Annotated in this window: 14 protein-coding genes; 10 read left to right on the forward strand and 4 right to left on the reverse strand. The window is 72.3% G+C overall.

The genetic code is table 11. The annotated features are described in order from the left end of the window. Positions 1 to 80: 80 nt before the first annotated feature. Positions 81 to 2,144 (reverse strand): SpoIIE family protein phosphatase, encoded by a 2,064-nt coding sequence (locus ACN261_RS10730; protein WP_421485056.1) that lies wholly within the window; start codon positions 2,142 to 2,144, stop codon positions 81 to 83. A 292-nt stretch (positions 2,145 to 2,436) separates the two neighbouring features. Between ACN261_RS10730 and ACN261_RS10735 the strand changes: the two genes are divergently transcribed. Next, positions 2,437 to 6,804, forward strand: coding sequence for a HAMP domain-containing protein (locus ACN261_RS10735; RefSeq protein ID WP_421485057.1), 4,368 nt, complete (start codon positions 2,437 to 2,439; stop codon positions 6,802 to 6,804). Beyond that, positions 6,801 to 7,358: a response regulator gene (locus tag ACN261_RS10740; RefSeq protein WP_421485058.1), complete on the forward strand. Its 558-nt coding sequence runs from the start codon at positions 6,801 to 6,803 to the stop codon at positions 7,356 to 7,358. The genes ACN261_RS10735 and ACN261_RS10740 overlap by 4 nt, the downstream gene beginning before the upstream one ends. A 3-nt stretch (positions 7,359 to 7,361) precedes the next feature. Here ACN261_RS10740 and ACN261_RS10745 read toward each other — a convergent pair whose 3' ends face one another. After that, positions 7,362 to 7,868: a GbsR/MarR family transcriptional regulator gene (locus ACN261_RS10745; protein ID WP_421485059.1), complete on the reverse strand. Its 507-nt coding sequence runs from the start codon at positions 7,866 to 7,868 to the stop codon at positions 7,362 to 7,364. Positions 7,869 to 7,964: 96 nt separating this feature from the next. Between ACN261_RS10745 and ACN261_RS10750 the strand changes: the two genes are divergently transcribed. Both ACN261_RS10750 and ACN261_RS10755 read left to right on the forward strand, forming a co-directional pair. Further along, positions 7,965 to 8,894 carry an ATP-binding cassette domain-containing protein gene (locus ACN261_RS10750; protein ID WP_425849795.1) on the forward strand — a complete coding sequence of 310 codons (930 nt, stop codon included), beginning with the start codon at positions 7,965 to 7,967 and terminating at the stop codon, positions 8,892 to 8,894. Next, complete coding sequence (locus ACN261_RS10755) at positions 8,891 to 10,483, forward strand: ABC transporter permease (protein ID WP_421485061.1); 1,593 nt, start codon at positions 8,891 to 8,893, stop codon at positions 10,481 to 10,483. The genes ACN261_RS10750 and ACN261_RS10755 overlap by 4 nt, the downstream gene beginning before the upstream one ends. A 4-nt stretch (positions 10,484 to 10,487) precedes the next feature. Here ACN261_RS10755 and ACN261_RS10760 read toward each other — a convergent pair whose 3' ends face one another. After that, positions 10,488 to 10,823, reverse strand: a complete 336-nt coding sequence (locus ACN261_RS10760) for an STAS domain-containing protein (RefSeq protein WP_421485062.1) — start codon at positions 10,821 to 10,823, stop codon at positions 10,488 to 10,490. 170 nt (positions 10,824 to 10,993) lie between these two features. Between ACN261_RS10760 and hemL the strand changes: the two genes are divergently transcribed. From hemL to ccsB, 6 genes are read left to right on the forward strand one after another with little or no spacing between them, the layout of a single operon-like run. Continuing rightward, entirely contained in the window at positions 10,994 to 12,331 is a 1,338-nt protein-coding gene (gene hemL, locus ACN261_RS10765; RefSeq protein ID WP_421485063.1) for a glutamate-1-semialdehyde 2,1-aminomutase, read from the forward strand. 7 nt (positions 12,332 to 12,338) lie between these two features. After that, complete coding sequence (locus tag ACN261_RS10770) at positions 12,339 to 12,986, forward strand: histidine phosphatase family protein (protein ID WP_088642050.1); 648 nt, start codon at positions 12,339 to 12,341, stop codon at positions 12,984 to 12,986. 1 nt (position 12,987) lies between these two features. Then, positions 12,988 to 13,563 carry a TlpA family protein disulfide reductase gene (locus ACN261_RS10775; protein ID WP_357925353.1) on the forward strand — a complete coding sequence of 192 codons (576 nt, stop codon included), beginning with the start codon at positions 12,988 to 12,990 and terminating at the stop codon, positions 13,561 to 13,563. After that, positions 13,563 to 14,423, forward strand: coding sequence for a cytochrome c biogenesis CcdA family protein (locus tag ACN261_RS10780; RefSeq protein ID WP_425849799.1), 861 nt, complete (start codon positions 13,563 to 13,565; stop codon positions 14,421 to 14,423). The genes ACN261_RS10775 and ACN261_RS10780 overlap by 1 nt, the downstream gene beginning before the upstream one ends. Beyond that, positions 14,423 to 16,039, forward strand: coding sequence for a cytochrome c biogenesis protein ResB (resB, locus tag ACN261_RS10785; RefSeq protein ID WP_425849802.1), 1,617 nt, complete (start codon positions 14,423 to 14,425; stop codon positions 16,037 to 16,039). Before ACN261_RS10780 ends, resB begins: the two co-directional genes overlap by 1 nt. Further along, complete coding sequence (gene ccsB / locus ACN261_RS10790; protein WP_421485066.1) at positions 16,039 to 17,040, forward strand: c-type cytochrome biogenesis protein CcsB; 1,002 nt, start codon at positions 16,039 to 16,041, stop codon at positions 17,038 to 17,040. Before resB ends, ccsB begins: the two co-directional genes overlap by 1 nt. Here ccsB and ACN261_RS10795 read toward each other — a convergent pair. Further along, positions 17,006 to 17,227, reverse strand: coding sequence for a hypothetical protein (locus tag ACN261_RS10795; protein ID WP_088642055.1), 222 nt, complete (start codon positions 17,225 to 17,227; stop codon positions 17,006 to 17,008). The two genes, ccsB and ACN261_RS10795, sit on opposite strands and share 35 nt — an antisense overlap. Between the last annotated feature and the right edge of the window lie 62 nt (positions 17,228 to 17,289).

Raw genomic sequence — 17,289 nt, forward strand, 5'->3', positions numbered from 1 at the left:
GCTGGTGAGGCGAAGTGGAGTGAATCAAGAGGCCGGGCGAGGGAGAGCGGGGGGCGGGAAGGACCGGGGCGGGGGCGTGCTCAGAGGGCGTCGTTGCGCAGCACCAGGATGGCGATGTCGTCGCGGGGCGACTCGACCGAGAAGTTGATCGCGGTGGCTCGCAGCCGGGCCGCGACCACGTCGGCGGAGTAGCCGGCCAGCGGTGCGGCGGCCTCCCGGAGCCGTTCGGTGCCGAAGAGTTCCCGGCCGCGCCGCCGCTCGGTCACCCCGTCGGTATAGAAGATCAGCGCATCGCCCGGCGCGAGCACGATCTCCGCCGCCGGGGAGGTGATCGCGTCGAGCAGGCCGAGCGCCGTGCCGCCGATGCCGACGAAGTTGGCCCCACCGGCCCCGTGCAGCAGGACCGGCCGGTCGTGCCCGGCCAGGTGCAACGAGACGTCGAGCCGGTCGCCGTCGCCCGGCCCGACCGCCGCCAGGGCCAGCGTGCAGTACCGCCCCCCGCCCCGCTCGACAAGCGTGTCGTTGAGCCGGGCCAGCGCCTCGGGCAGCGGCTTGCCGTCCCCGACCAGCACCCGGATCACGTCCCGGACCAGCCCGGTCACCGCCGCCGCCTGCACGCCCTTGCCGGACACGTCGCCGACCACCACCAGCCAGCGTCCGTCCGGCAGCGGCACCACGTCGTAGAAGTCGCCGCCGACCTCGGCCTCGTCACTGGTCGGGACGTACTCGGCGGCGAAGCCGATGCGCTCGTCGACCGGGAGCACGGGCGGCAGCAGCGACTGCTGGAGGGTCTGCGCCACCCGACGCCGTTCGGCGTGGATGCGGGCGTTCTCGATGGCGAGCCCGGCCCGCCGGGCGACGTCCTCCAGCACCGCGACCTCGTCCGGGTCGTGCCGGTGCCGCTGGTGCCGTCCCACGGCCAGGGTGCCGAGGCGCTGGCTACGGGCGGTCAGCGGCACGGCGAAACCCTCCATCGGCCCGCCGAGCGGCACCTGGGAGCCGGTCCGCGACGCCTCCCGCAGCCGGGCCTGGACCGAGTCCGGCCCGGACTCCTCCAGCACCTTGTGCAGCTGGGGCAGGACCGACTCGTCGGCGTGACTGGCCGCGGCGAGCCTGAGCCGCCCCCACTCGTCGGTGGTGTGCACCGCGCACCACTGGCCGAGGCGGGGCACCACCAGCTGCGGGATCAGCGCCATGGTCAGATCGACGTCGAGTGACTGGGCGAGCAGTTCGCTGGCCTCGGCGAGGAAGGTCAGCCAGGCCGAGCGGCGGACGTCGGCCCGGCGCAGCCGGTCGTTCTCCAGGTGCAGCGCGAGCCGTTCGGCGGCGAGGACGGCCAACGGCCTGGCGTACGCCGACGGTGCGGCGTCCAGCTCCAGCTCCCCGACGTACGGCCGGTGCACGGCCAGCGGCACCCGGAGCAGCTCGTTGCCGGGGCGGGGTTGACGGCCGTAGCGGGCCAGCACCTGCGGGCCCTCGCCCTCGCCCCGGTCCAGCCGGATCACCCCGCCGGCCGCGCCCACCATCTCGGCGACCCGGGTGAGCAGGTCGGTGGCGAACTCGGTGAGCGGTTCGTCGGCGTACGGGTCGGGGCGGGTCTGGGTGAGTTCGCTCATCGCGGCGGCGCTCGGCGCGCTGGTCGACGGTTCGCTGTCGGTCCGCCCGGGTGGCGGGTACGGGGAGGGCGGCGCGTCGCCGTGGTCGCCGTGCCGGTCGAGCCGGAACCACACCCCCTTGCCGGTGGGCAGGTAGGTGGTGCCCCAGCGGCTGGCGAAGTGGTCGACCAGGAGCAGTCCCCGCCCCCGCGCGGAGACCTCGCCGATCTGGTCGGTGTCGTTGCGGATGCCGACGACCAGCTCGTCGACCGGCCCGGCGGCGAAGTCGGAGACCGTGACGGTCAGGCCGACCTGGTCGGCGACGACCTCGATGTCCAGTTCGGTGCGGGCGTGTTCGACGGCGTTGGTGGACAGTTCGGTGGTCAGCAGCAGCGCCTCGTTGAGCAGTTCGTCGAGGTCGGCTTCGGCGAGCACGGAGCGGACCACGGCGCGGGCGGCGGCCGGGGTGCGGTTGTCGGCGGGCAGCCGGACGCGCCGGACGTGCTCGTCCCGTCCCGCGTCTGTCCCGGCCCCCGGCTCCGTTGACACCCCCGTATCCTCTACCGCCACCGGCCGGGTGCCAAGCCGCACCACGTACCGTCACACCCGCCGCACGGGTCCGTCGGTGCCGATCACCCTCCGCCGGGCCCGTCTGCGGGCGGTGTGGTGGGAACACGCCGGTGTGCGGCGGGGCGGACGCCCCGCCGTCGCTGGGCACGTCCTATCCCGGGGGCACGCTATCCCGGGGGCACGTCGTATCCGGGGGTCCGGCGGCGACCCGGGCACAATGAGGGGAAGTCGGCGTGTCGGCACGTCGGGAGCCCTCCGAGTCGAGCGAGGAATGATGACCGCGAAACAGTCGGTGACGGCGGACGGGTCCGCTTCCGAGCATGACGCGCTCCTCGGTGAGTTGTCGGAGGCGCTGCGACGGGTCGGCCGGGGCGACTTCAAGGTGCGGCTGCCCCGGCGGGCGGGCGTGGCCGGTGAGGTGGCGGACGCCTTCAACGAGGTGGTGTCGCTCCAGGAGCGGCAGCACCTGGACCTGCGCCGGATCAGCCGGGTGGTGGGTCGGGACGGCCGGCTGACCGAACGCCTGGACGAGGAGGGCCTGGACGGCTCCTGGGCGGAGGGCCAGCGGGCGGTCAACTCGCTGATCGACGACCTGGGCCGGCCGACCACCGAGATCGCCCGGGTGATCATGGCGGTGGCCGACGGCGACCTCTCCCAGCACATGGAGCTGGAGATCGACGGCCGCCCGCTGCGCGGTGAGTACCTGCGGATCGGCCGGACGGTCAACACGATGGTCGGGCAGCTCTCGTCGTTCTCCAACGAGGTGACCCGGGTGGCCCGGGAGGTGGGCACCGAGGGCAAGTTGGGTGGTCAGGCGGACGTGCGGGGCGTCGCCGGCACCTGGAAGGACCTCACCGACTCGGTGAACACCATGGCGTCGAACCTGACCGGCCAGGTGCGGTCGATCTCCCAGGTGGCGACGGCGGTGGCCCGGGGCGACCTGTCGCAGAAGATCACGGTCGGGGCGCGGGGCGAGGTCGCCGAGCTGGCCGACACGATGAACTCGCTCACCGACACGCTGCGCCTGTTCGCCGAGCAGGTGACCCGGGTGGCGCGCGAGGTGGGCACCGAGGGCAAGCTCGGTGGGCAGGCCGACGTGCCGAACGTCGCGGGCACCTGGAAGGACCTCACCGACAGCGTCAACTCGATGGCGTCGAACCTGACCTCTCAGGTGCGCAACATCGCGCAGGTCTCCACGGCGGTGGCCCGGGGTGACCTGAGTCAGAAGATCACGGTGGCGGCGCAGGGCGAGATCCTGGAGCTGAAGGACACCGTGAACACGATGGTGGACCAGCTCTCGTCGTTCGCCGACGAGGTGACCCGGGTGGCCCGCGAGGTCGGCATCGAGGGCAAGCTCGGCGGGCAGGCCCAGGTACGCGGCGTCTCCGGCACCTGGCGGGACCTGACGGAGAACGTCAACCAGCTCGCCGGCAACCTGACCAGCCAGGTCCGCAACATCTCCCAGGTCTCCACGGCGGTGGCGAAGGGTGACCTGTCGCAGAAGATCACGGTCGACGCGCAGGGCGAGATCCTGGAGCTGAAGAACACGGTCAACACGATGGTGGACCAGCTCTCGTCGTTCGCCGACGAGGTGACCCGGGTGGCCCGTGAGGTGGGCACCGAGGGCAAGTTGGGCGGTCAGGCGCAGGTGAAGGGCGTCTCCGGCACCTGGCGGGATCTCACCGACAACGTGAACTCGATGGCGTCCAACCTGACGTCCCAGGTGCGCAACATCGCCTCGGTGACCACGGCGGTGGCCAAGGGCGATCTCAGCCAGAAGATCACCGTCGACGCCCGGGGCGAGATCCTGGAGCTGAAGTCGACTGTCAACACGATGGTGGACCAGTTGTCGTCGTTCGCCGACGAGGTGACCCGGGTGGCCCGCGAGGTGGGCACCGAGGGCAAGCTCGGCGGGCAGGCCCAGGTACGCGGGGTCGCCGGCACCTGGCGGGACCTGACGGACAACGTGAACTCGATGGCGTCGAACCTGACCAGTCAGGTGCGTAACATCGCGCAGGTCTCCACGGCGGTGGCGAAGGGTGACCTGTCGCAGAAGATCACCGTGGACGCGCAGGGCGAGATCCTGGAGCTGAAGAACACGGTCAACACGATGGTCGACCAGCTCTCGTCGTTCGCCGACGAGGTGACCCGGGTGGCCCGTGAGGTGGGCACCGAGGGCAAGCTCGGTGGTCAGGCGCAGGTGAAGGGCGTGAGCGGCACCTGGCGGGACCTGACCGACAACGTGAACTCGATGGCGTCGAACCTGACGTCCCAGGTGCGCAACATCGCCTCGGTCACCACGGCGGTGGCCAAGGGTGACCTCGGCCAGAAGATCACCGTCGACGCGCAGGGCGAGATCCTGGAGCTGAAGAACACCGTGAACACGATGGTGGACCAGCTCTCGTCGTTCGCGGACGAGGTGACCCGGGTGGGACGCGAGGTCGGCATCGAGGGCAAACTGGGCGGTCAGGCCCAGGTCAAGGGTGTGAGTGGCACCTGGCGGGACCTCACCGAGAACGTGAACCAGCTCGCCTCGACCCTGACCACCCAGCTCCGGGCGATCTCCCAGGTCTCCACGTCGGTGACCCGGGGCGACCTGACCCAGCGGATCGCGGTCAAGGCGCAGGGCGAGGTCGCCGAGCTGAAGGACAACATCAACCAGATGATCGTCACCCTGCGGGAGACGACCAAGAAGAACGCCGAGCAGGGCTGGCTCGACTCCAACCTGGCCCGCATCGGTGGCCTGCTCCAGGGCCAGCGGGACCTGGGCGAGGTCTGTCGCATGATCATGATGGAGGTGACCCCGCTGGTCGACGCGCAGCTCGGCGCGTTCTTCCTGGCGGACACCTCCGAGGGGGTGATGCGGCTGCGGCTGACCGCGTCGTACGGCTACGTGGCGCGGGGGCACGACGTGACCTTCGGGCCCGGTGAGGGGCTGGTCGGTCAGGCCGCGCTCTCCCGCCGGACGATCCGGCTCAACGCGCTGCCCGACGGCCGGATCACCCTGCGCTCCGGGCTGGCCGAGACGCTCCCGTCCGACCTGGTGGTGCTGCCGATCCTGTTCGAGGGCGAACTGCTCGGGGTGATCGAGTTCGCCAGCGTGGCCCGTTTCTCGGAGCTGCACCTGGGGTTCCTGGAGCGGCTGGTGCTCACCATCGGCATCGCGGTCAACACCATCCAGGCCAACCGGCGTACGGAGGAGCTGCTGGCCCAGTCGCAGCGGCTGGCGCTGGAGTTGCAGGACCAGTCGGCGGAGTTGCAGCGCACCAACGCCGAGCTGGAGGACAAGGCGAAGCTGCTCAGCGAGCAGAAGGGCAACATCGAGACCAAGAACCGGGAGATCGAGCTGGCCCGGCTGGGGCTGGAGGAGAAGGCCCAGCAGCTCACCCGGGCGTCGGCGTACAAGTCGGAGTTCCTGGCGAACATGAGCCACGAGCTGCGTACGCCGCTGAACTCGCTGCTGCTGCTGGCCCGGCTGCTGGTGGAGAACTCGGAGCGCAACCTCACCCCGAAGCAGATCGAGTTCGCGCGGACGATCCACGGCTCCGGCTCGGACCTGCTGCGCCTGATCGACGACATCCTGGACCTGTCCAAGATCGAAGCCGGTCGGATGGACGTCGAGCCGACGGAGATCCGGTTCGCCGAGATCCGCAGTTACGTGGAGCAGGCGTTCGCCCCGCAGGCGGAGGACAAGAACCTCGACTTCCAGGTGCGGGTGGCCAAGGAACTGCCGCCGGCCCTGGTGACCGACGCCCAGCGGTTGCAGCAGATCCTGCGCAACATGCTCTCCAACGCGGTGAAGTTCACCGACAACGGCGCGGTCACCCTGCGGATCGCCCCGGCGGCGGAGAACGCGGTCTTCGACGTGCCGGCGCTGACCAACGCCCGGCAGGTGATCGCCTTCACCGTGATCGACACCGGCATCGGCATCTCCGACGACAAGCTGAGCATCATCTTCGAGGCGTTCCAGCAGGCCGACGGCACCACCAGCCGGCGGTACGGCGGCACCGGGCTGGGCCTGTCGATCAGCCGGGACCTGGCGCGGTTGATCGGCGGAACGATCACGGTGACCTCCGCGCCGGGGCAGGGTTCGACGTTCACCCTGTTCGTACCGGACGTGCTGGCGCCGGACGCGGTGGTGGCCCCGCAGTCGCCGTCGCCGGAGCGGGCGGGCCTGCCGTCGTCGCTGCTGATGCCGCCGGTGGAGCTGCTGGCCACGCCGGAGGCCCCGGCCACCAGGCAGTTGGACGGCGCCACCGTACTCATCGTCGACGACGACGTACGCAACGTGTTCGCGTTGACCAGCGCGTTGGAACTGCACGGGATGACCGTGCTGTACTCGGACAACGGCGCGGACGGGGTCCGCGTGCTGGCCGAGCATCCGGAGGTGGACATCGTACTGATGGACGCCATGATGCCCGACCAGGACGGTTACGAGACGACCCGGCAGATCCGCCGCAACCACCGCTTCGCCGATCTGCCGATCGTCTTCCTCACCGCGAAGGCGATGCCCGGTGACCGGGAGTCGGCGCTGGCGGCCGGGGGTAGCGACTACATCACCAAGCCGGTGGACCTGGACGGGCTGATCGAGCGGATGGCGTCCTGGATCAGCGGCCGCCGAGACAGGGAGAATTCGTGACGCAGACGGCCAAGGCGCTGCTGGTCGACGACCGTCGGGAGAACCTGATGGCGCTGGAGGCGATCCTCCAGGGGCTCCCGGTCCAGTCGGTGGCCGTGGAGAGCGGTGAGGCGGCGCTGAAGCAACTGCTGGTGGACGACTTCGCGGTCATCCTGCTGGACGCCCAGATGCCCGACATGGATGGTTTCGAGACGGCCAGTCACATCAAGCGCCGGGAACGGACCCGGCACGTGCCGATCATCTTCCTCACCGCCGCCGACCGGGACGCCCAGTTGGCGTTGCGCGGCTACGCGGTCGGGGCGGTCGACTACCTCACCAAGCCGTTCGACCCGTGGGTGCTGCGGGCCAAGGTGTCGGTCTTCGTGGAACTGTGGGTGAAGACCCGGCAGTTGGCGGCGCAGTCCGACGTGGTGCGCGAGCGCGACGCCCAGTGGCGGGTGCTCACCGACGCGGTCGACGAGGCGAGCGCCCTGCTCCGGGACGAGGACGACCCGGAAGCCCGGCAGCGTGCCCTGGACGTCCTGGAGCAGGGCCGCTGGGGCAACACCCCCTGACGGTCAGGCGGCGGGTGGCTCGGCGTGGCCGGTGGCGGCCCGACGGGCCCGCCACCGTTCGCCGAGCGAGTCCAGTTCCTCCTGGACGAAGCAGAAGAAGTCCCGCATCTCGCTGACCCGCTCGCCCCCGGGGGTGGCCGCGCCGCCCAGCGCGTCGACGCCCGCGTCGGCGATGTCGATGAAGTTCTTGTAGAGGCCGGTCTTGGTGATGGTCCCCTCGTACCAGGGGTTGTCCGGCAGCCGGTAGTGGTCCCGGCGGGAGCGGGGGACCGGCTCGCGCACCAGCATGCCGAACTGGGTGAGGTGGCGTACCGCGCCGGAGACGGCCGCCGCGCTGACGCCGAGCCGCTCGCCGATCTGGGCGGCGGTCAGCGGGCCGTCGGCGCTCATCACGGTGAACAGGACCCGGCCGGCCATCCGGGGGAAGCCGACGTCGGCCCAGGCCATCGCCATCCGTTCGACGAAGAGGTGGACCTCGTCGTCGTGGCCGGGGCGACGGTCGTCAGGCATCGGCTCGGTGCTCCTCCGGGTCGGGGTGGTGCAGGCGATGGTGCCGTACCGGACACATGCTTCACAACTTTGTGAAACGAGTGTAGCTTCCGAACTATGGAAACCCCGATAGCGGTGACCGGCCTGGTGAAGACCTTCGGCCGCACCCGGGCCCTCGACGGGCTCGACCTGACCGTGCGGGCCGGCGAGGTGCACGGCTTCCTCGGCCCGAACGGCGCCGGCAAGTCGACAGCCATCCGGGTCCTGCTCGGGCTGCTGCGGGCCGACGCGGGGGCCGTCCGACTGCTCGGTGGTGACCCGTGGCGCGACGCCGTCACGCTGCACCGCCGCCTGGCGTACGTGCCGGGTGACGTCACCCTCTGGCCACAGCTCTCCGGCGGCGAGGTGATCGACCTGCTCGGGCGGATGCGCGGCGGGCTCGACCCGAAGCGCCGCGCCGAGCTGCTGGAGTCGTTCGAGCTGGACCCCCGCAAGAAGGGGCGCACCTACTCCAAGGGCAACCGGCAGAAGGTCGGCCTGGTCGCCGCGCTCGCCTCCGACGTCGAACTGCTCATCCTCGACGAGCCCACCTCCGGGCTGGACCCGCTGATGGAGGAGGTGTTCCAGCACTGGATCGACCGGGCCCGGCGCGACGGCCGCACGGTGCTGCTGTCCAGCCACATCCTCGCCGAGGTGGAGGCGCTCTGCGACCGGGTGACGATCATCCGCAACGGCCGGAACGTCGAGACCGGCACCCTGGCCGAGCTGCGCCACCTGCACCGCACCGCGATCGACGCCGAACTCGCCGGCCCGGTCGACGGCCTGGCCGACCTGCCCGGCGTGCACGACCTGCGGATCGACGGCGGGCGGGTCCGGTTCGCCGTCGACACCGTCGCGCTGGACACCGCGCTGCGCCGGCTCACCGAGATCGGCGTGCGCAGCCTGGTCAGCCAGCCGCCGACGTTGGAGGAGCTGTTCCTGCGCCACTACGAGACGCCGGCCGCCGACACCCCGGCCGCCGACCAGCCGACGGGGGTACGGCGATGAGCACCCTCACCGGCACCGGTCACCTGGCCCGGTTGATCCTGCGCCGGGACCGGATCGTCCTGCCGCTCTGGGTGCTGCTGCTGACCGTCCTGCCGGTGTCGTACGCGGGCAGCTTCCTCGCGCTGTTCCCGACCGCCGCCGAGCGGGCCGCGTACGCCGACGGCACCGCCCGCAGCCCGTCGGTGGTGGCCCTGCTCGGCCCGGTCTACGGCGACAGCATCGGCGCGTTGACCGCCCAGCGGGGCGGCTTCCTCCAGGTGGTCGTCGGACTGGCCGCCCTGCTCACCGTCATCCGGCACACCCGTACCGAGGAGGAGGCCGGCCGACGGGAACTGCTCGGCGCGACAGTGCTCGGCCGGCACGCCGGGCTCACCGCCGCCCTGCTGGTGACGTACGCGGCCAGCCTGGTGCTCGGCCTGCTCACCGCCGCCGGGCTGGCCGCCACCGGGCTGCCGGTGGCCGGCTCGCTGGCGTACGGGCTGTCGGTGGCGCTGGTGGGGGTGGTCTTCGCCTCGGTGGGCGGGTTGGCCGCCCAGCTCACCCAGACCGCCGCCGGGGCACGCGGGATCGCCGTCGGGGTGCTCGGGGTGGCGTTCGCGCTGCGCCTGGTCGGGGACACCTCCGACCAGGGGTGGCCGAGCTGGCTCTCCCCGCTGGGCTGGGCCCCGCGCATCCGCGCCTACGCGGGGGAGCGCTGGTGGGTGCTGGCGCTGCCGGTCGCGCTGACCGTGCTGCTGGCCGTGGTGACGTACCCGGTGTCGGCGCGGCGGGATCTCGGTGCCGGCGTGCTGCCGTCGCGGCCGGGCCCGGCGCGGGCCGGGCGGGTGCTGTCCGGGCCGTTCGGGCTGGCCTGGCGGCTGCACCGGGGGCAACTGCTGGGCTGGTCGGTGGGCTTCGGCCTGCTCGGGCTGGTCGTCGGCGGTGCCGCCGAGTCGGCCGGCCGGTCGGTTGCCGGCAACGCCGCGCTGGAGCAGGTGATGGCCCGGCTGGGGGGCGCGTCGGGGCTGGCCGAGACGTACCTGGCGGCGTCGCTGGGGGTGGCCGGGCTGGCCGCCGCCGGCTACGGCGTCCAGGCGGCGCTGCGGATGCGGTCGGAGGAGGTCGCCGGGCGGGTCGAGCCGGTGCTGGCCACCGGGGTGCACCGGTCGGCCTGGCTCGCCGCGCACCTGGTGTTCGCCCTGCTGGGGCCGGTGGTGGCGCTGGCGCTGACCGGTCTGGCGGCCGGCCTGACCTACGGGCTCGGTGTGGGTGACGTGCCGGGCGAGCTGCCCCGGATGCTCGGTGCCGCCCTGGCGCAGGTGCCGGCGGCCTGGGTGCTGGCCGGCCTGGCGGTGCTGCTGTACGGGCTGCTGCCCCGGTTCACCGCGACGGCCTGGGCGGTGCTCGCGCTGGCGGTGCTGCTCGGTCAGCTCGGCGCGGTGCTGGAGTTGAGCCAGTGGCTGCTGGACCTGTCGCCGTTCACGCACACCCCGCAGGTGTTGCGGGCGGGCTGGAGTGTCACTCCGCTGCTGGCGCTGACCGCGCTCGCCGGGGTGCTCTGCGCGGCCGGCGTCGTGTCCTTCCGCCGCCGCGACACTCCGGTGGGCTGACCGGTCAGCCGGAGGGGGTCTCGTTACGGATCATCAGGGCGGAACGGAGGCCGGTGATGTCGAGGACGCGGAGCAGGAAATCGCCCACGTTGCTGAGGATCAACAGGCACTGGGAGTGGCTGGCCTTGCGACTGAGCACCACCAGCGTGCCCAGCCCCTGCGAGTCGCAGAAGGTCACCCCGGCCAGGTCGAGCACGATACGCGGCGGAGGATCGGTGAGCACCTCGTTCACGACGGTCGACAGCTGGGCGGCGGTGAGCATGTCGATCTCACCGGCCAGGCGCAGCACCACTTCGTCGCCCGTCCGGTGTACCGTGATGGACAGTTCGGCACGATCCACCCGGTCAGCCTATCGCGATCCCGCCAACCTGGCCCGGTGAGACGATCCGCCGTGCCGATCACCGTGCGGGCGGCAGCTCCGCCCACCGTCGTCGGGTGAGGTGAGCCGGGTAACCCGGCCCCGGGGTGGCTGCGGATTCCCCGGCCGGCGCTGACACAATGGGCCGCATCGTGACCGATACCTTTTCCGCCGGCACCGGCCGTTACCCCGCCGACGCGCCGGCCTCCGAGGCCCTGTTCGACCGCGCCCGCGCCATCGTGCCGGGCGGGGTCAACTCCCCCGTGCGCGCGTTCCGTGCCGTCGGCGGCACCCCGCGCTTCATGGTCCGGGGGGAGGGTCCCTGGCTGTACGACGCCGACGGGCGACGCTACGTCGACCTGGTCTGTTCCTGGGGGCCGCTGATCCTGGGCCACGCCCACCCCGAGGTGGTCGAGGCGGTGCGGGAGGCCGCCACCCTCGGCACCAGCTTCGGCACCCCCACCCCCGGTGAGGTGGAGCTGGCCGCCGAGATCGTCGACCGCACCCCGGTCGAGCAGGTCCGGCTGGTCAACTCCGGCACCGAGGCGACCATGTCGGCGATCCGGCTGGCCCGCGGCTTCACCGGCCGGGCCAAGATCATCAAGTTCGCCGGCTGCTACCACGGCCACTCCGACGGGCTGCTCGCCGCCGCCGGCTCCGGCGTCGCCACCCTCGGGCTGCCCGACTCGCCCGGGGTCACCGGCGCGGCGGCCGGCGACACCATCGTGCTGCCCTACAACGACCTCACCGCCGTCGAGGCGGCGTTCGCCGCGCAGGGCCCGCACATCGCGGCGGTCATCACCGAGGCCGCCGCCGGCAACATGGGCGTGGTCGCCCCCCGCGACGGCTTCAACTCCCGGCTCGCCGCGATCGCCCACGCCCACGGCGCGCTGCTCATCGTCGACGAGGTGATGACCGGGTTCCGGGTCTCCCGCGCCGGCTGGCACGGCCTCGACCCGTCGGATGCCGACCTGTGGACGTACGGGAAGGTGATGGGGGGCGGGCTGCCCGCCGCGGCCTTCGGCGGACGCACGGAGATCATGTCCCGGCTCGCCCCGGCCGGCCCGGTCTACCAGGCCGGCACCCTCTCCGGTAACCCGCTGGCCTGCGCCGCCGGCCTGGCCACCCTGCGGCTCGCCGACGACGCCCTCTACCGCAGGCTCGACGACACGGCCGCCGTCGTGGGCAAGCTCGCCGCCGACGCGCTGGCCGCCGCCGGGGTCCCGCACCGCCTGTCGTACGCGGGCAGCATGTTCTCGATCTTCTTCACCGACGCCGACGTGGTCGACTACGACAGCGCCCGCACCCAGCAGGTGCCCGCGTTCAAGGCGTTCTTCCACGCGATGCTCGCCGCCGGCGTCTACCTGCCGCCGAGCGCGTTCGAGTCGTGGTTCGTGTCGGCGGCGCTCGACGACGCCGCCCTGGAGCACATCGCCGCCGCCCTGCCCGGTGCGGCGACAGCAGCGGCAGCGGCAGGCCACGGGGGGTAGAACGCCAGTGAGTAAGACCGTCGTCCACGTGCTGCGGCACGGCGAGGTGCACAACCCGGACCAGATCCTCTATGGCCGGCTGCCCGGCTTCCGGCTGTCGGAGCTGGGCGTGCAGATGGCCAAGGCCGCCGCCCAGGCGGTCGCCGAGCGGGAGATCGTGCACGTGGTGGCCAGCCCGCTGGAACGCGCCCAGCAGACCGCCGAGCCGATCGCCGGCCAGTTCGGGCTTCCGGTCGGGGTGGACGAGCGGCTGATCGAGAGCGCCAACTGGTTCGAGGGCAAGAAGGTCTCGCCCGGCGACGGCTCGTTCCGCGACCCGCGCAACTGGTGGGTGCTGCGCGACCCGGTGACCCCGAGCTGGGGCGAGGCGTACCGGGCCATCGCCGAGCGGATGTTCGCCGGGCTGCACGCCGCCCGGGTGGCCGCCGAGGGACGCGAGGCGGTCATCGTCTCCCACCAGCTCCCCATCTGGACGCTGCGCCGCTACGTCGAGCGCAAGCGGCTCTGGCACGACCCGCGTCGCCGGCAGTGCGGACTGGCCAGCCTCACCTCCTTCCACTTCGACGGGGCGAAGGTGGTCGGTATCGGGTACTCCGAACCGGCCGCCCACCTGATCGCCATGTCCGCGACAGCCCGGACGGCCAAGGGGGCCTGAGATGCGTTCCCGGAGGCCGCTGGCCGTCCTGCTCGCCGCCGTCACCGCCGGGGCGGCGCTGGTCGGCTGCTCCTCCGGCACCGAGGAGAGCCGCTGCGCCAACAACGGCGGCATCGTCGAGTGCGCCCCCGACCAACGCTCCGCCGCCCCGACGATCGCCGGTGACCTGCTCACCGGCGGCCGGTACGACACCTCCCAGGCCCGGGGCCAGGTGGTGGTGGTCAACTTCTGGGGTTCCTGGTGCGCGCCCTGCCGCGCCGAGGCCGACGACCTGGAGGCCACCTACCAGGCCACCAGGGCGTCCGGGGTGACCTTCCTCGGCATCAACGTGCAGGACAGCCGGGACAAGGCGATCGCCTTCGAGGAGGGCCGGGTCACCTACCCGAGCCTGTTCGACCCGGCCAGCCGGCTGGCGCTGGCCCTGGACATCCCCCCGAACACGATCCCGGCCACCGTCGTGCTGGACCGGCAGGGCCGGATCGCCACCGTGATCCGGGCCGCCGTCACCACCGACGGGCTGCGGCCGATCGTCGAGCGGATCGCCGCCGAAGAGCCGGCGTCGACCGGTTCCCGCTGATGGGCGAGACGTTCCGCGAACTCGCCCAGTCCGGCCCGCTGCTGCTGGCCATCGGCGCGGCGGCGCTCGCCGGGCTGGTCAGCTTCCTGTCCCCGTGCGTGCTGCCGCTGATGCCCGGCTACCTGTCGTACGTGACCGGACTGGCCGGCACCGACCTGGAGGGCCGCGCCCGACCGACCACCCCGGCCGGCGGCGGACCCGACCCGGACGACGGCGGCTCGGCACCGGCGGACGGCCCGGTGGCGACGGCGACCCGGACGGCGGCCCGGCCGGTGGCGGCGGTCAAGGGCCGGGTGCTGGCCGGGACGCTGCTGTTCATCGCCGGGTTCACCGTCGTCTTCACCGCCACCGCGATCCTCTTCGCCGGGTTCGGCCGGATCTTCTTCGACTACGAGCGCACCTTCCAGGTCGTCATCGGCGCGCTGATCGTCCTGCTCGGGCTGAGCTACCTGGGGGTGCTCCCCGGGATGCAGCGGGAACTGCGGATCCGGCGGCTGCCCGCCGCCGGGCTGCTCGGTGCGCCGGTGCTCGGCGCGGTGTTCGCGCTGAGCTGGATGCCGTGCACCGGCCCGACGCTGGGCGCGGTGCTGGGGATGGCCGCCACCGGTGGGCAGACCGACCGGGCCGTGGTGCTTGCGGTGGCGTACTGCCTGGGGTTGGGGTTGCCGTTCGTGGTCTTCGGGTTGGGTTTCCACCGGCTGCTCGGGGTGTTCCGCGCGGTCCGGCGCAACAGCCGCTGGGTCACCCGGATCGGCGGGGTGCTGCTGATCCTGATCGGCCTGGCGCTGGTCACCGGCGGCTGGCAGAACTTCGTGATCTGGTTGCAGACGACAGTGGGCCCCGGCGAGGTGAGCATCTGATGACGACCGTCGAGGACCGTCCGGCCAGCCCACCCGCCGAGGCCCCCCGCCGCCGGCCGAACCCGCTGCTGGCCCTGCTGCGCAACTCGTGGCGGCAGCTCACCAGCATGCGTACCGCGTTGATCCTGCTGTTCCTGCTCGCGGTCGCGGCGATCCCCGGCTCGGTGCTGCCGCAGCGCGGGGTCAACCCGGAGAACGTCGACAGGTACTTCGTCGAGCACCCCGAGCTGGCCCCGCGGCTCGACCGGATCGGCGCGTTCGAGGTGTTCGGCTCGGTCTGGTTCTCCGCCATCTACCTGCTGCTGTTCACCTCGCTGGTGGGCTGCATCCTGCCCCGGATGCGCGACCACGTGCGGGCGTTGCGGGCCCGGCCGCCGGCCGCGCCGAAGCGGTTGGACCGGCTGCCGCAGCACACCGTGCTGGAGTCGCCCGGGGCCGCCGACCCGCAGGCCATCGCCGCGGTGCTGCGTCGCCGCCGGTGGCGGGTGCAGGTGCGCGGCAACGAGGTCTCCGCCGAGAAGGGCTACCTCAAGGAGACCGGCAACCTGCTGTTCCATACCTCGCTGGTCGCCGTGCTGATCGGCGTCGCACTCGGCTCGTGGTACGGCTGGCACGGCAACCGCCTGCTCGTCGCCGACGAGGCCTTCTGCAACACCCGCCAGCAGTACGCCGAGGCGAAGCTCGGCCCGCGCGTCGACAGCGCCGACCTGCCGCCGTTCTGCCTCACCCTGGACAACTTCGACGCCCGGTTCCTGCCGTCCGGTCAGCCGGAGAGCTACCGCGCGACGGTGACCGTGGACCGGCCTGACGGCTCGGACCGGCGGACCGCCGACTTCTCGGTCAACTCGCCGCTGCGGCTCGGCTCGGCGAACGTCTACCTGCTGGGCCACGGCTACGCCCCGATCCTGAAATACACCGACCGGTACGGCCGCAGCCAGACCAGCACGGTGCCGTTCCTGACCAGCGGCGACGCCAACCTCACCAGCGAGGGGGTGGCCGCCTTCCCGGACGCCAACGTCGACCCGGCGACCGGCCGCCGGGACGCCGACCAGCAGGTCGCCTTCGAGGGGCTCTACCTGCCGACCGCCCCGGCCACCGCGCCGTTCGTCTCGTCGCGGTTCCCCGAGGAGCGCAACCCGGCCGTGGTGCTGGCCGCCTACCGGGGCAACCTGGGGTTGGACGCCGGCATCCCCGGCTCGGTCTACCAGCTCGACCAGCGCCAGGTGACCAACGGCAAGCTCAAGCAGGTCGGCGACAAGAAGCTCGCCCCGGGTGAGACGTGGACCCTGGACGACGGCAGCAAGCTGGAGTTCCTCGGCACCAAGCGGTACGTCACTCTCTCCGTCCGGCACGACCCGGGCGAGAAGCTGATGCTGGGTGCCTGCGTGGTGCTGCTGGTCGGGCTGATGGGTTCGCTGTTCGGCCGTCGGCGGCGGGTCTGGTTCCGGGTGACGCCCCCCGACAGTGGATCTCCGACGGGCGGTAGTAGTTTGGTGTCGGCCGGTGGGCTGCCGCGCACCGAGCATCCGGGGTTCGCCGAGGAGTTCGCGTCCCTCGTCGCCGCGGTACGCGACGACGGGCGGCCCGAGCGGCGGGCGCGAGAGGGAGTCGAGTGATGTCCGCAGTCTCCGACCAGTTGGTGACGTTCGCGATCCTGGTGTACCTGGTCGCGATGATCAGCCACGCCGTCGAGTACGCCCTGGGCAACGTCCGCGCGGTGTCGGCCCGGGTCGCCCCGGCGCGGGAACTGGTCGGCGCGGGCGTCGGCGGCGCGGGTGTCGACAAGGTCGACGGGCCTGTGCCGAGCGACACCGGCACCGGCACGCCGTCCTCGACCCGGCCGAGCCGGTCGGCGGGGCGGGCCAGGCTCGCCGGGCGGATCGCCGCCGGGCTGACCGTGCTCGCCGCCGCGCTGCACCTCGGCGCGCTGGTCACCCGGGGCATCGCGGCCGACCGGATGCCCTGGGGCAACATGTACGAGTTCGTGCTGACGGTCACCTGGATCGGAACCGCCGCCTGGCTCGTGGTGCTCTGGAAGCGGCCGTCACTGCGCCGGCTCGGGCTGTTCCTCACCCTGGTCATGGTGCTGCTGCTGGCCTTCGCCGAGCTGAAGCTCTACGTCCCGGTGGTGCCGCTGATGCCGGCGCTCCAGTCGTACTGGTTCATCATCCACGTGTCGACGATCGTCTTCTCCTCCGGCATCTTCCTGCTGGGCGTGGTGCCGGCGGTGTCGTTCCTGCTGCGCAACGGCTACGAGCAGGGGCGGCGCAGCTTCCCGTACACGCTGGCCCGGCGGCTGCCCGGGGCGGCCGACCTGGAGCGGCTGACCTTCGCACTGCACGCCTTCTCGTTCCCGATCTTCACGTTCGCGGTGATCGCGGGCGCGATCTGGGCCGAGGCGGCCTGGGGCCGGGCGTGGGGTTGGGACCCGAAGGAGACCTGGGCGTTCATCTCCTGGGTGGTCTACGCCGGCTACCTGCACGCCCGCGCCACGCCCAGCGTCCGGCGCAACGTGGCGACCTGGATCGCGGTGCTCGGCTTCCTGACCGTGCTGATGAACCTGTTCGGGGTGAACTTCTTCTTCACCGGCCTGCACTCGTACGCCGGGGTGGAGTGAGCCGGCCGGTGAGCACCCGGTCGACACCCAGGGTCACCTGGTAGGCGACCTCCGGCACGTCGGCCAGGTCGAGGCGCTCGGCCCGCAGGGCGAGCTGGGCGTGCAGCTCCCGGGCCACCGCGTCGCGGATCTCCCGCTGTAGCGGGGAGAGGCCGTCCGGATCGCCCACCGTGTACGCGTCGTCCATGCGCCCATCCTCCGCCGGAGAAGCGGGCTGTGTCGACGCCCCACGGCCTGCGGAACGTATAA

It is taken from the genome of Micromonospora sp. WMMD723 (assembly GCF_049863385.1).
GTDB classification, from domain to species: domain Bacteria; phylum Actinomycetota; class Actinomycetes; order Mycobacteriales; family Micromonosporaceae; genus Micromonospora; species Micromonospora wenchangensis.